14 protein-coding genes are annotated in these 12,448 nt (G+C 39.1%); 4 read left to right on the forward strand and 10 right to left on the reverse strand.

Annotated features, from left to right (window positions below; genetic code table 11):
* The first annotated feature begins 1 nt into the window (after position 1).
* The 3 genes from ABS766_RS05600 to guaB all read left to right on the forward strand — a co-directional run bounded on the left by ABS766_RS05600 (position 2) and on the right by guaB (position 3,498).
* Positions 2 to 1,036 (forward strand): quinone-dependent dihydroorotate dehydrogenase, encoded by a 1,035-nt coding sequence (locus ABS766_RS05600; protein WP_408084143.1) that lies wholly within the window; start codon positions 2 to 4, stop codon positions 1,034 to 1,036.
* On the forward strand, positions 1,033 to 1,896 hold the full coding sequence (locus tag ABS766_RS05605) for a hydroxymethylglutaryl-CoA lyase (RefSeq protein WP_408084144.1): 864 nt from the start codon (positions 1,033 to 1,035) through the stop codon (positions 1,894 to 1,896). Before ABS766_RS05600 ends, ABS766_RS05605 begins: the two co-directional genes overlap by 4 nt.
* A gap of 129 nt (positions 1,897 to 2,025) precedes the next feature.
* A complete protein-coding gene (gene guaB, locus ABS766_RS05610) occupies positions 2,026 to 3,498 on the forward strand; it encodes an IMP dehydrogenase (RefSeq protein ID WP_408084145.1) in 1,473 nt (490 codons plus the stop codon).
* Between the two features lie 83 nt (positions 3,499 to 3,581).
* Here guaB and ABS766_RS05615 read toward each other — a convergent pair whose 3' ends face one another.
* The 4 genes from ABS766_RS05615 to rpsF all read right to left on the reverse strand — a co-directional run bounded on the left by ABS766_RS05615 (position 3,582) and on the right by rpsF (position 5,249).
* Positions 3,582 to 4,049 carry a DUF6495 family protein gene (locus ABS766_RS05615; RefSeq protein ID WP_408084146.1) on the reverse strand — a complete coding sequence of 156 codons (468 nt, stop codon included), beginning with the start codon at positions 4,047 to 4,049 and terminating at the stop codon, positions 3,582 to 3,584.
* A gap of 97 nt (positions 4,050 to 4,146) precedes the next feature.
* Positions 4,147 to 4,593 (reverse strand): 50S ribosomal protein L9, encoded by a 447-nt coding sequence (rplI, locus tag ABS766_RS05620; RefSeq protein WP_408084147.1) that lies wholly within the window; start codon positions 4,591 to 4,593, stop codon positions 4,147 to 4,149.
* A 15-nt stretch (positions 4,594 to 4,608) separates the two neighbouring features.
* A complete protein-coding gene (rpsR, locus tag ABS766_RS05625; RefSeq protein ID WP_408084148.1) occupies positions 4,609 to 4,905 on the reverse strand; it encodes a 30S ribosomal protein S18 in 297 nt (98 codons plus the stop codon).
* Positions 4,906 to 4,907: 2 nt separating this feature from the next.
* Positions 4,908 to 5,249 carry a 30S ribosomal protein S6 gene (gene rpsF / locus ABS766_RS05630; protein WP_408084149.1) on the reverse strand — a complete coding sequence of 114 codons (342 nt, stop codon included), beginning with the start codon at positions 5,247 to 5,249 and terminating at the stop codon, positions 4,908 to 4,910.
* 163 nt (positions 5,250 to 5,412) lie between these two features.
* Between rpsF and ABS766_RS05635 the strand changes: the two genes are divergently transcribed.
* Positions 5,413 to 6,108: a LytR/AlgR family response regulator transcription factor gene (locus ABS766_RS05635; protein WP_408084150.1), complete on the forward strand. Its 696-nt coding sequence runs from the start codon at positions 5,413 to 5,415 to the stop codon at positions 6,106 to 6,108.
* Here the strand turns inward: ABS766_RS05635 and priA are convergent.
* From priA to ABS766_RS05665, 6 genes are all read right to left on the reverse strand, one after another.
* The gene (gene priA, locus ABS766_RS05640) at positions 6,105 to 8,552 is read right to left on the reverse strand and encodes a replication restart helicase PriA (RefSeq protein ID WP_408084151.1); all 2,448 of its coding nucleotides are present in this window, start codon (positions 8,550 to 8,552) and stop codon (positions 6,105 to 6,107) included. The genes ABS766_RS05635 and priA overlap by 4 nt on opposite strands.
* Before the next feature lie 126 nt (positions 8,553 to 8,678).
* Positions 8,679 to 9,110 carry a DUF2147 domain-containing protein gene (locus tag ABS766_RS05645; protein WP_408084152.1) on the reverse strand — a complete coding sequence of 144 codons (432 nt, stop codon included), beginning with the start codon at positions 9,108 to 9,110 and terminating at the stop codon, positions 8,679 to 8,681.
* A 21-nt stretch (positions 9,111 to 9,131) separates the two neighbouring features.
* The gene (locus ABS766_RS05650) at positions 9,132 to 10,058 is read right to left on the reverse strand and encodes a YihY/virulence factor BrkB family protein (RefSeq protein WP_408084153.1); all 927 of its coding nucleotides are present in this window, start codon (positions 10,056 to 10,058) and stop codon (positions 9,132 to 9,134) included.
* A complete protein-coding gene (nadC, locus tag ABS766_RS05655; RefSeq protein ID WP_408084154.1) occupies positions 10,059 to 10,916 on the reverse strand; it encodes a carboxylating nicotinate-nucleotide diphosphorylase in 858 nt (285 codons plus the stop codon). It abuts the gene before it with no gap.
* 104 nt (positions 10,917 to 11,020) lie between these two features.
* Positions 11,021 to 11,479 carry a hypothetical protein gene (locus tag ABS766_RS05660; RefSeq protein ID WP_408084155.1) on the reverse strand — a complete coding sequence of 153 codons (459 nt, stop codon included), beginning with the start codon at positions 11,477 to 11,479 and terminating at the stop codon, positions 11,021 to 11,023.
* A 54-nt stretch (positions 11,480 to 11,533) separates the two neighbouring features.
* Positions 11,534 to 12,448, reverse strand: a complete 915-nt coding sequence (locus ABS766_RS05665; protein ID WP_408084156.1) for a bifunctional metallophosphatase/5'-nucleotidase — start codon at positions 12,446 to 12,448, stop codon at positions 11,534 to 11,536.

Raw genomic sequence — 12,448 nt, forward strand, 5'->3', positions numbered from 1 at the left:
AATGTATAAATCGCTTATAAGGCCACTCCTTTTTAAATTTGACCCCGAGAAAATTCACCATTTTACTTTTGGAAGCATCCGGTTTTTAAATGCTATACCCGGTTTTTCTACGGTTTTAAAATCGATTTATAATATTAATGACCCGCGTTTAGAACGGGAAGTTTTCGGGCTTACATTTAAAAATCCGGTTGGGCTTGCCGCCGGGCTTGATAAAGATGCAAAGCTATATAGAGAGCTGTCTGGTATGGGCTTTGGGTTTATTGAAATAGGTACATTAACGCCAAAACCACAACCAGGCAACCCTGCCAAAAGGCTTTTCAGGCTACGGGAAGACAGTGCACTTATTAACCGTATGGGGTTTAATAATGGTGGTGTAGCCAGGGCAGTTGAGCGCTTAAAGAAAAATCCAAAAGGTAAAAACCATGTATTAATAGGGGGCAACATAGGTAAAAATAAAGTAACCCCTAATAATGAAGCAGTAAATGACTACCTGCTCTGTTTTGAGTCGCTTTATGATTATGTAGATTATTTTGTGGTGAATGTTAGCTCTCCTAACACACCAAACCTTAGGGAGTTACAGGATAAAGAGCCGCTCACCAAACTTTTGCAGGCATTGCAGGATAAAAATGCCGCTATGCCAAAACGCAAGCCCGTATTGTTGAAAATAGCACCGGATCTTACTGATGACCAGCTTTTAGATATTATTGATATTATAAAAGTAACCAAAACCGATGGTGTTATTGCTACCAATACTACTATTAGCCGCGATGGACTGCTTTCTGATAATAAAAATGAGGCGGGTGGGCTTAGTGGTAAACCGCTCTCAAAACGTTCCACAGAGGTGATTAAATTTTTAGCAGAAAAGAGTAATAAATCATTCCCTATTATAGGGGTTGGGGGTATACACAGTGCCGAAGACGCCCTTGAAAAATTGCAGGCCGGAGCCAGCCTGATACAGTTGTATACCGGCTTTATTTATGAAGGGCCAAAACTTATTAAAGATATTAATAAAAGTCTCCTGGAGAAAGGTATATGAGCAAAGTGAAAATCATAGAGTGTCCGCGCGATGCTATGCAGGGTATCAGGCCTTTTATACCAACGCAACGAAAAATAGCCTACTTACAGTCGTTATTACGGGTAGGTTTTGACACTATTGATTTTGGAAGTTTTGTATCGCCTAAAGCCATCCCCCAAATGCAGGATACCGCAGCGGTACTTGCCGGGCTTGACCTTTCTTCCACTAAAAGTAAACTGTTAGCTATTATAGCCAATACCCGTGGTGCACAAATGGCTGCCGGGCACAAGGAAATTAAATATCTGGGGTACCCATTCTCTATATCTGAAAATTTCCAGATGCGTAATACGCGTAAAACCATTGCAGAATCGGTAATTACATTACAGGAAATACTGGAGATAGCCCACAAGTCTGATAAACAGGTAGTAGCTTACCTTAGTATGGGTTTTGGAAATCCATACGGTGACCCCTGGAATGTGGATATAGTAGGGGAGTGGACGCGCAAACTCGCAGCTATGGGTGTGAAGATTTTGTCCCTTTCTGACACAGTAGGGAGCAGTACCCCGGAAGTTATTGACTATTTGTTTGCTAACCTTATCCCTGCATTTCAAGATGTTGAGTTTGGAGCCCATTTACATACTACACCTGATAAATGGCATGAAAAGATAGATGCTGCTTATAAAGCCGGATGTCGCCGTTATGATGGCGCCATACAGGGTTTTGGCGGTTGCCCAATGGCAAAAGATAAACTTACAGGTAATATGCCTACCGAAAAAATGCTGTCTTACTTTACGGTAGCTAAAGCTGATAGTGGCCTTAATTCCCTTAGTTTTGAAAGCGCTTATAATGAAGCTACCAAAGTGTTTGGAGAGTTTCATTAATTATAATTAGTAATATTTAAATTGTTATTCTAAAGATTTAGTACGTTCTCACAAAATTAGGTTAAAAGGTTTGTTTTTTAATTGCCTAAAAAGCGTTATATTTGCACGCAATTTAACTACAAATTGCACATGAAAGCACACACAACAAAAATCATTGGCGAGGGTTTAACTTACGATGATGTATTGCTTGTACCAAATTACTCAGAGGTTTTACCCCGTGAAGTAAGCATAAAATCAAGATTTTCTAAAAACATTACGCTAAACGTTCCTGTAGTCTCTGCCGCTATGGATACTGTTACCGAGAGTGCAATGGCTATAGCCATGGCGCGCGAGGGCGGTATTGGTGTACTGCACAAAAATATGACTATTGAGCAGCAGGCAGCCCAGGTACGCAAAGTAAAAAGGGCAGAGAGCGGTATGATTATAGACCCCGTTACGTTACCGCTTACAGCTACTGTGTCTGATGCTAAAAGCGCCATGCGGGAGTATGGCATTGGAGGCATACCGGTGGTAGATGAAAATGGCATTTTGAAAGGTATTGTCACCAACCGTGACCTTCGTTTTGAAAAAAATATGTCGCGTGCTATAACCGAGGTGATGACATCTGAAAACCTGGTAACAGCAGGAGAAGGTACTACCCTTAATGTGGCAGAAGATATACTGCAACATAATAAAATTGAGAAATTACCGGTTGTTGATAAGGACTATAAACTGGTTGGCCTTATTACCTTTAGAGATATTACCAAAGTAACCCAGAAGCCACAGGCTAATAAAGATAAATATGGCAGGCTGCGCGTAGCAGCGGCCCTTGGAGTTACTGCTGATGCCATTAAACGTGCCGAAGCGCTTGTAAATGCCGGTGTTGATGCGGTTATTATTGATACGGCACACGGGCATACCCAAGGTGTTGTAAAGGTGCTTAAAGAGGTAAAAGCTAAATTTCCTGACCTTGATGTGGTAGTAGGTAATATTGCCACACCCGAAGCAGCGCTTTACCTGGCAGAAAATGGTGCAGATGCTGTTAAAGTAGGTATAGGGCCTGGCTCTATATGTACTACCCGCGTGGTAGCCGGTGTCGGTTTCCCGCAGTTTAGCGCTGTGCTTGAGGTTGCAGAAGCTTTAAAAGGCACCGATGTACCGGTAATTGCTGATGGTGGCATACGTTATACAGGTGATATACCCAAAGCGCTTGCTGCCGGGGCTGATAGTGTAATGCTGGGTTCATTATTAGCAGGTACTAAAGAATCGCCGGGTGAAACCATTATTTTTGAAGGGCGTAAATTTAAGTCATACCGCGGTATGGGTTCTGTTGAGGCCATGCAGGAAGGCAGTAAAGACCGTTACTTTCAGGATGTGGAAGATGATATTAAAAAACTGGTTCCTGAAGGTATTGTGGGTCGTGTGCCTTACAAAGGTGAGTTGTTTGAAAGTATGCTGCAGTTTGTGGGCGGACTTCGTGCTGGTATGGGCTACTGTGGCGCTAAAGATATTAAAACCCTGCAGGAAACCTCTAAATTTATCCGCCTGACGGGTAGTGGTATTGCAGAAAGCCATCCGCATGATGTTACCATAACCAAAGAGGCGCCTAACTATTCAAGGTAATCATTTAAAAATATAGATAAGATAAATAAAGGGCGGCTATTTAGCTGCCCTTTATTTATAAGTACTTTGAAATGGAAATATCATTAAAACATATCTTCAAACTGTTTGTATAAGGTACCGTCGCTCAATTCGGCACCCTGTTGCAGCAGGCTAAAAATTTCTGCGTTGCGGTCTTCACCAAAATCTTTTTTTCCGCGTGAAAATTGTACTTCTTTACCAAACAGATTTTCATTAAGCCATTGCAGTCCGGCATCGGTTAAAAAGTCGGCAACAGGTGTATGCGCATGTATAATGATGCTTTCCATACTTTCATTTCCGAGTTTAAATAAAAAAATATGGTTTTTGCTATAGTGCTCCAGCCATTGGGCTTTTTCCAGCACGGCATCCCATATCAGGTCGCTAAACACATCCAGTTCCTGCTCGGCCACTTCAGGTTTTTCTGCTTTTATAGCATGCCATTCATTTTTATCAATTTGTTGCGATGCCAGAAAACGGATAAACTCTTCGTGCAGTTCTTCAAATTGTTCTTTGGTAAGGCGGGTATATTTCATTAATAATAAATTTGTTAATTTAAAATTTGCTTAAACCAGAACAGCAGTAATAAAAAAAGCCTTCCGGTGAGGGAAGGCTTTTAATTATAAACCTGAATTAGTTTTGCTCCGCTACAATTTCGTATGGAAGCTCAACAATAACATCACGGTGTAGCCTTACATTGGCAGTATATTTACCAGTACGCTTAACAATACCGCTGTTGATATATTTTTTATCAATGCTCTGGCCATTTTTCTCAAGTGATTCAGCAATATCAGCATTGGTTATAGAACCAAAAAGTTTATCACCTCCACCTGTTTTGGCAGCAATTTTAATTTCAAAAGTTTTAAGTACTTCTGCAGTTTGTTTAGCATCATCAATAAGCTTTTGCTCTTTAAAAGCACGTTGCTTAAGGTTTTCTGCTAATATTTTTCTTGCAGTTGGGGTAGCTACAACAGCAAACCCTTGTGGTATAAGATAGTTACGGCCGTATCCTGGCTTTACTGTAACTACATCGTCTTTAAAACCTAAGTTTTGTACGTCTTGTTTAAGTATAAGTTCCATGGTATTGCCTTCTTTTTATTTTAATAAATCAGCCACGTATGGCATTAATGCTAAATGGCGAGCCCTTTTAACGGCTACAGCAACTTTGCGTTGGTATTTAAGTGAAGTACCTGTTAGGCGGCGTGGAAGTATTTTACCTTGCTCGTTAACAAATTTCAATAAGAAATCAGGATCTTTATAATCTACATATTTAATGCCTGATTTTTTGAAACGGCAATACTTTTTAGTCTTGTTTGTCTCAATATTCAAAGGCGTAAGATACCTGATATCTCCGTCTTTTTTTCCTTTAGCTGACTGTTCTATACTTGACATAATTAGTTTGCTTTAGCTTTTAGTTTTTCTCTTCTTCTTTCTGCCCATGCAATAGCGTGCTTATCAAGGGTTACGGTTAAAAATCGCATTACTCTTTCATCACGGCGGAACTCGGTTTCAAAGCCAATAAGCACTTCAGCAGGAGCTTTAAATTCAAACAGGTGATAAAATCCGCTTTTTTTGTGTTGAATCTCGTAGGCCAATTTTTTAAGGCCCCAATCTTCTTTTGCTACAAATTCGGCACCCTTTGAAGTAAGATACTCCTCAAACTTACTTACTGTTTCCTTTACCTGTGTTTCAGATAAAACGGGATTCAAGATGAAAACAGTTTCATAATTGTTCATAATCAGTTTATTTAATTTTGTTATAAATTGGGTGCAAATGTAGTTAATTATATTTAATCTGCAAGTGCTAAAAATGGTTTTTTTATTGTTAAAAAAAATGTTTTTTATTTATATTTGTCTCACTCCAACTAAATAATAACATTACTAAAATAAACAATAACAAATGAGACTTAACTGTGTAGTGGTAGATGATAGCACCATACATAGGATAACTATTGCCAAGCTTGTAAATGAGCACCCGGACTTAGCTCTGGTAGGTGATTTTTCCAATGCTTCTGAAACGCGGAGCTGCATTATTAATAAAAATGTAGATTTGCTGTTTTTGGATATTGAGATGCCTGTGCAAACCGGCTTCGATCTTCTTGACGGGTTAAAATCCCGTCCGCAAATTATATTTGTATCCTCCAAATCAGATTATGCTTTAAAAGCGTTTGATTATGCTGCTGTAGATTATCTGCACAAGCCTATAACGAAAGAACGCTTTAATAAAGCGGTACAAAAGGCAATGGATATATTTCAGCTTAAAAAAGAAGGTGTTGAAGAAGAGGGCGAGTTTATTTTTGTAAAAAGCAACCTTAAAAACTTTAAAGTATATATTAATAAAATTAAATGGGTTGAAGCCTTTGGTGACTATATAAAAATTAATACTGAAGACGAAACGCACCTTGTACTTTCTACAATGAAATCTTTTGAAAGTGAGTTGCCTATGGATAAGTTTTTAAGAGTGCACAAATCATATATTATTAATATAGATAAGGTACAGAAATTTAACAGCAGGTTTGCCGAAATTGGCAATACACAAATACCTTTGAGCCGAAATAAGAAAGAAGACCTGGCCAATGCGCTTAACAAGCCTTAATACGGATCGGCATTTATAGTTATTTTTACGGCTTTGTACTGGGCTACGGCATCCAGGCTTTGCAATACTTTCAGTATGGCTTTTTTGGTAGGTTGCAGCCCTGTACCTGGTGGTATTTTTACCATTAAGGACCTTATATATTCATTACGTATACGGCTTATAGCTGGTTCTTCAGGACCCAGTACAGGTACCTGTAACTGGCTACAGAGTACATTGTATAGCCAAAGTGCGGCATTTTTTACTTTTTCATAGTCTTTATGGCGCAGGGTTATGCGTATCAGCCGGTAATACGGCGGGTATTTATAATTATGCCTTTCATACACCTGCTCGGCAAACATGCCTTCATAATCATTTTCGGTAACCTGCCTTATTACATTATGCAGCGGGTTATAGGTTTGTACCAATACCCTGCCACGGTCATTTTTTCTCCCGGCCCGGCCTGCTACCTGTACCATCATTTGGTAAGCCCGTTCAAAGGCCCTAAAATCAGGCTGGTACAGCATATTATCAGCATTTAGTATACCTACCATGCCTACATTGTCAAAATGCAGGCCTTTGGCGAGCATTTGTGTGCCTACCAAAATATCAATTTCCCTGTTTTTAAAAGAGTCTATTATTTTTTCATAGCCATGCCTGCCCCGGGTAGTGTCCTGGTCCATACGCCAGGAATTTTTCTCAGGAAAAAGCACTTTCAATTCCTGTTCAATTTGTTCGGTACCAAAGCCTTTGGTAGAAATATCGGTGCTGTGACACTTATGGCATTGGGTTGGGCTGGCTATATGATACCCGCAATAATGGCAGCGCAGGGCATTTTTGTATTTATAATACGTAAGACTCACATCGCATTGTGGGCATTGGGGTACATGCCCGCAGGTCATACATTCAATGTACGGGGAAAAACCCCTGCGATTCTGGAAAAGTATTACCTGTTTTCCTAATGCCAGGGTTTCGGCAACAGCATCTGTCATGGTATCGCTAAAATGCCCTGTCATTTGTTTACGCTTATATTTATCTTTAAGGTCTATAAGAATTATTTCCGGAGGTATAACATTGCCATACCGTTCTTTTAATTCTGCGTAACCATATTTGCCGCTTTGTACATTAAAATAACTTTCCAGGCTTGGCGTTGCGGAGCCTAACAGTACTTTGGCATTATGATAGTTTGCAAGTACTATGGCAGCATCCCGGGCATGGTAACGCGGCGCAGGATCCTGTTGTTTAAAACTTTGTTCATGCTCCTCATCTATAACAATAAGTCCTAAATTATTAAAAGGTAAAAACAATGCCGAACGTGCACCGATTATTACCTGTGCTTTTTCTGAACCTTCTAATACCTGTAGCCATGATTCTACACGTTCATTATTACTGTATTTGCTGTGGTATACCGCAACCTTGTTGCCAAAGTAAGCGCTAAGGCGTATAACTAATTGTGCTGTAAGGGCAATTTCTGGCAATAGGTAAAGCACCTGTTTACCGCTTTGTATATACCCTTCAATCAGTTTTATATAAATTTCTGTTTTTCCGCTGGATGTAATGCCATGCAGGAGAGTGACATTGTGCTGCTCAAAACTTGTGGTAATGCTGTTAAATGCAAGCTGCTGTTTTTCGCTAAGACTAAATCCAGCGTTGTTTGAACCTTCAAACTGTATACGGTCTTCTTCAATATAATATTCCTCAAAAATTTCTTTATCTATAAGTGATTTAATGACCGTTGCTGTAATCCCTGCATCAGTAAGTTTTTTTACCGCAACAGGTTTTTTATCTGATGCCTGCAGCTGAAAATAATGCATTACAGCTTCGCGCTGCTTTTTTGCCCTTGATAATACTTCTAAAAGCTGGCTTAATTGTTCCTGCTGTAAAAACTGTTCCTGAAGGCGTATATAGCGTATGGCCTTTGGCTTGTACTTTTCTGAAATTTCTTCCTGGAGGGATATTGCATTTTTTGAAATGAGCCGGTTGATAACGGGTAACACCGTTTTTTTATTAAGTATATTGCTTACTTCCTGAATTTTTAAAGCCGACTGTACCTGCAAGGCTTCATATACAAGGTACTCTTCGTCATTTAAATCAGCACCTTCTGCTACAAAATCTTTTTTGGGTGTAATAATGGTTTCACTTTCTAACAGCAGCCCGGATGGCAGGGCAGATTTGTACACTTCGCCAATGGTACACATATAATAATCTGCCACCCATTTCCAGTGTTGTAGCTGTATAGGGGTAACTATAGGTTTTTCATCCAGTATATGGTGAATTTCTTTAGCTTCATAAAGCCTTGGTGGTGTTTGGTGTAATGATGCTACTAAACCTGTATATATCTTATTTTTACCGAAAGGTACCGCCACACGCATACCCTGCTGTAAAAAACCGTATTCGGCTTCGGTTACGGCATAAGTAAATGTATTGGGCAACGCCAAAGGGAGTATGGCTTCTATAAAATAGGGCATATACTTAATTTACTACAAATATAATTTAAAAGAATGTGGGGGCAAAGCAGGCGCTGTTTTGAGTGTTGAAATAAAAAAGCACTCCCTGATAAAAGGAATGCTTTATGTAATATAATATTAAATGTTTTAGTTAACCCTTGTCCAGGTCTGGCTGCGGCCGATAAATGAAAAGCCCACGTAACCCCTGACGTCAAGTTTGTCTTTTCCGTCTAATTTAATGGTACAGCTGTAGAGTTTCCCTTTATTAGGGTCAAGAATGTCACCATCGGTGTATTCATTGCCATCTTTGGTAAGGCCTTTAATAATTACAAGCCCCAGGATGGGTTTGTCTTTATCAGCGCCTTTACAGTCCTGGCATTTGGCGTTTTTCTTGGCGGGGTTAAGTATCTCTACCACTTTACCATAAATTTTGCCATTCTGTTCATAAATTTCTACAATAGATTTGGCTTCACCCGTTTCGTCATCCCAGGTTTTCCATTTGCCTGTAACACTTTGTGCCTTAGCCGAAAATATACCTGCTACGGCTACGCATAAAAAAGTAAGGATTATACGATTCATAATATAAGTTGTTATGTTTTGTTAAATATACAAATTTTTACGCTTTAATTTATGAATAAGGGCGTTTAGTTCAAATCCCAATAAAAGTATAAAGCAGTTTATCCATATATATAACATTAATACAAGTAGCGTGCCAATAGAACCATACAGTTCATTATACTTAGAGAAACGCGTAACATAAATGCTGAACCCAAATGAGGTAAGGCCAAACAGGATGGTGCTAAAAACCGAACCGTAACTAAAAAAGGCCGCTTTGCGTGTTTCCTTTGCGGCAAACTTAAACAGCATAGAGGTTACTATAAGTATCATTAGTATTAAAAAGCCATAACGGCCAATCTCTAAAAGGTAAACATCATCGGTAAGGAAACCGTTTTTAGTGAGTGAGGCTATAATAATTTGTAGTATTACTATAGCTACCACCGTAATTATAAGCAACACAGCAAAAAAGAGAGAAAGCCCAATAGCCAGGGCATATTGACGGAAGTATGTGCGCTTAATGGTAATGTGAAGGCTACTCTGAAAACCGCTGAGTATAGCATTCATACCATTGCTCATTAACAATATGGCAAGCAATATACCGGTACTTAACAGGCCGCTGTTACTGTTGTGCAAAATATCGTCCAGTATAATACGTATGGCATCAAAAGTATTAGGCGGAACATTATCGGCTACAAACTGCATAAAATCCTCTTGGAAATTTTCTACAGGGATGTAAGGGATAAGGTTTAGTATAAAAAGGGCAAATGGAAACAGCGACATAAAAAAACTAAAAGCAATAGCCCCGGCACGGTAGGATATATCGCCTTTTACAATTCCTGTAATGTAAAGTTCCAGCAGGCCGTATAGTGTAAGCCCTTCAGAATAAGGTAGCTTAATGCTTTTACCAAAGCGAACCAGATATTTTACAACAGGTATCTTTTCAAGTTTATGTTCCAGTTCTATGGACATTTAAAAGGCTTTTAGGCTGAGATCCATATTGTATACAGAGTGTGTAAGTGCTCCGCTTGATATGTAGTTTACACCACATTCGGCATACTGGCGCATAGTATTTTCATTTATTCCCCCGCTTGATTCTGTCTGGCAGTAATTACCAATTAGCGCTACAGCCTCGCATGTTTGGGCATAATCAAAATTATCAAGCAAAATACGGTGTACACCCGGGTTGGCAATTATTTCTTTTACTTCATCCAGATCCCGAGCCTCTACTATAATTTTTAACGGCAAGTTATTTTGGCTAAGGTACTGTTGCGTTTTTTGTATGGCAGGTGTTATGCCGCCGGCAAAATCTATATGGTTATCTTTTAGCATTACCATATCATACAGGGCAAAGCGGTGATTTTCTCCCCCGCCTATTTTTACGGCCCATTTTTCAAGTGCCCGTATTCCGGGTGTGGTTTTGCGGGTATCCAGCACTTTGGTGCCTGTGCCTGCCAGTATATCTACATATTTTTTGGTTTTGGTAGCAATGGCGCTCATACGTTGCATGGCATTAAGCACCAGCCTTTCAGCTTTTAATATGCTTTGTGAACTACCCGAAACATGAAAGGCCACATCGCCATATTTTACAGGCGTTCCGTCTTGTACAAAAACTTCGGTCTTTAACGCCGGATCCACAAAATTGAATACCATTTGTGCAAAATTTACTCCGGCAATAAGCCCTTTATCTTTTACTAAAAGCTTAGCACGGCCTGTAGCGTCAGGCGGTATGCAGGCAAGTGATGAGTAATCGCCTGGGCCAACATCCTCGCGTATTGCATTGGCTATAATAAGGTCAAGTTCTTTCTGTAATTGAGTGTCCGAAATCATCTCGTGGTTTTATAATAGCTAAGGTAGGGAATTTTTCGGGAAAGGTGAATGTGGAAAAACAGGTGTTAATGAGGTTATATTGTTATAGATTTATTTAAAATCGGCTATAATACATTTAGCCCTAATAAAAATATACTTCCTTTTTTATCTATACCTTTTAAAATTTCGATATCAGAGTTGTCAAAGGCATTTTTAAAAGTTATTTTAAGTACATTATCCTGTAAGGCTTCAATACGTTCAATTTTTGAAAGTGGGATTTTATATTGCACACCAAAATCCTTGCGAAAGTATGTAAATAGAAAAAAGAGACCAACCCCTAAAATAGCGGCAGTGTATAAAAAACGCTCTATATCAACAAAATAAGAAATAAAGGCAAGAACAGCTATATAAAAAATGATAAAAAAACTTTTCTTGTTATTTATCTTTTTGCGGTTTTTTGCTGCCGTTTGTGATGTTTTTTCTAAAAGCTCTTTTGTTTCCTGCCAGTTACCAGTATTGGTTAGATAAAGGTTCTCTTCATCAATATTTATGTAGCCATCATTATATTTAAAGTAGTGCTTCATTAAAAGTACATTTAGCAGTAAGCAATGTATAAAATTTCAATCAAAGATAATCCGCTATGCTACACTAATTGCTTTACCTATATGTTTTTTAGAGCCCTTCTCAAAAGTAAAATCGATACGCCCAAGGTTAATTCCATAGCAGCCTACCTGGTTAATGAGTACATCTTCTCCGGCTGAATTCTTTTCAATAACAGGCTTATCTAAAAAAGTATGGGTATGTCCGCCAATAATAAGGTCAATATCTTTAGTGTTAGCGGCCAGTACTTTGTCTGATACTTTATCGCCACGATATTCATAACCCAGGTGCGAAAGGCATATTATAAGGTCGCATTTTTCATCTTCTTTAAGGATTTTACTCGAGTCCTGTGCAATTTCAACCGGGTTAAGGTATACGGTTTCTTTATACATTTTTTTGTCTACTAACCCTGCAAGTTCAATACCAAGCCCAAAAACACCTATTTTAATTCCGTCTTTAATAAACGTTTTATATGGCTTTACTATACCATCTAATACGGTTTTTGAGAAGTCATAATTTGCCACAGCAAAATCAAAACTTGCATTTGGCAATTGTTTATAAAAACCTTCTATGCCGTTATCAAAATCATGGTTACCCATGGTAGAAAGGTCGTATTTAAGCATGCTCATAATTTTAAATTCCAACTCACCGCCATAGTAATTAAAATACGGAGTTCCCTGAAAAATATCACCTGCATCAAGCAACAATACATTGGGCTCTTCACGGCGCACCTGTTCTATAAGTGTAGCCCTGCGTGCAGCGCCACCCAGGTTTGGAAATTTTGGGTCGTCTGCCGCAAAAGGGTCAATATGGCTGTGCACATCATTAGTATGCAGTATGGTAATTTTTTTTGCTTTGCCGGGTAAGGGCGCATCAAAACTACTTAATGAAAGCCCGCCTATAACTAAGGCAGAGCCGGCGGCGGTTTTTTGTATAAAATCCCTGCGTTTCAT

It is taken from the genome of Flavobacterium rhizosphaerae, assembly GCF_046000445.1.
In the GTDB taxonomy this organism is placed as follows: Bacteria; Bacteroidota; Bacteroidia; order Flavobacteriales; family Flavobacteriaceae; genus Flavobacterium; species Flavobacterium rhizosphaerae.

What these genes read in the sequence shown, in the direction of transcription:
- ABS766_RS05665 (WP_408084156.1), bottom strand. Translation starts at nt 12,448, where the DNA reads ATGAAACGCAGGGATTTTATACAAAAAACCGCCGCCGGCTCTGCCTTA.
- ABS766_RS05645 (WP_408084152.1), bottom strand. Translation starts at nt 9,110, where the DNA reads ATGAATCGTATAATCCTTACTTTTTTATGCGTAGCCGTAGCAGGTATA.
- nadC (WP_408084154.1), bottom strand. Translation starts at nt 10,916, where the DNA reads ATGATTTCGGACACTCAATTACAGAAAGAACTTGACCTTATTATAGCC.
- priA (WP_408084151.1), bottom strand. Translation starts at nt 8,552, where the DNA reads ATGCCCTATTTTATAGAAGCCATACTCCCTTTGGCGTTGCCCAATACA.
- ABS766_RS05600 (WP_408084143.1), top strand. Translation starts at nt 2, where the DNA reads ATGTATAAATCGCTTATAAGGCCACTCCTTTTTAAATTTGACCCCGAG.
- rpsR (WP_408084148.1), bottom strand. Translation starts at nt 4,905, where the DNA reads ATGTCAAGTATAGAACAGTCAGCTAAAGGAAAAAAAGACGGAGATATC.
- rplI (WP_408084147.1), bottom strand. Translation starts at nt 4,593, where the DNA reads ATGGAACTTATACTTAAACAAGACGTACAAAACTTAGGTTTTAAAGAC.
- rpsF (WP_408084149.1), bottom strand. Translation starts at nt 5,249, where the DNA reads ATGAACAATTATGAAACTGTTTTCATCTTGAATCCCGTTTTATCTGAA.
- ABS766_RS05615 (WP_408084146.1), bottom strand. Translation starts at nt 4,049, where the DNA reads ATGAAATATACCCGCCTTACCAAAGAACAATTTGAAGAACTGCACGAA.
- ABS766_RS05660 (WP_408084155.1), bottom strand. Translation starts at nt 11,479, where the DNA reads ATGAAGCACTACTTTAAATATAATGATGGCTACATAAATATTGATGAA.
- ABS766_RS05650 (WP_408084153.1), bottom strand. Translation starts at nt 10,058, where the DNA reads ATGTCCATAGAACTGGAACATAAACTTGAAAAGATACCTGTTGTAAAA.
- ABS766_RS05635 (WP_408084150.1), top strand. Translation starts at nt 5,413, where the DNA reads ATGAGACTTAACTGTGTAGTGGTAGATGATAGCACCATACATAGGATA.
- guaB (WP_408084145.1), top strand. Translation starts at nt 2,026, where the DNA reads ATGAAAGCACACACAACAAAAATCATTGGCGAGGGTTTAACTTACGAT.
- ABS766_RS05605 (WP_408084144.1), top strand. Translation starts at nt 1,033, where the DNA reads ATGAGCAAAGTGAAAATCATAGAGTGTCCGCGCGATGCTATGCAGGGT.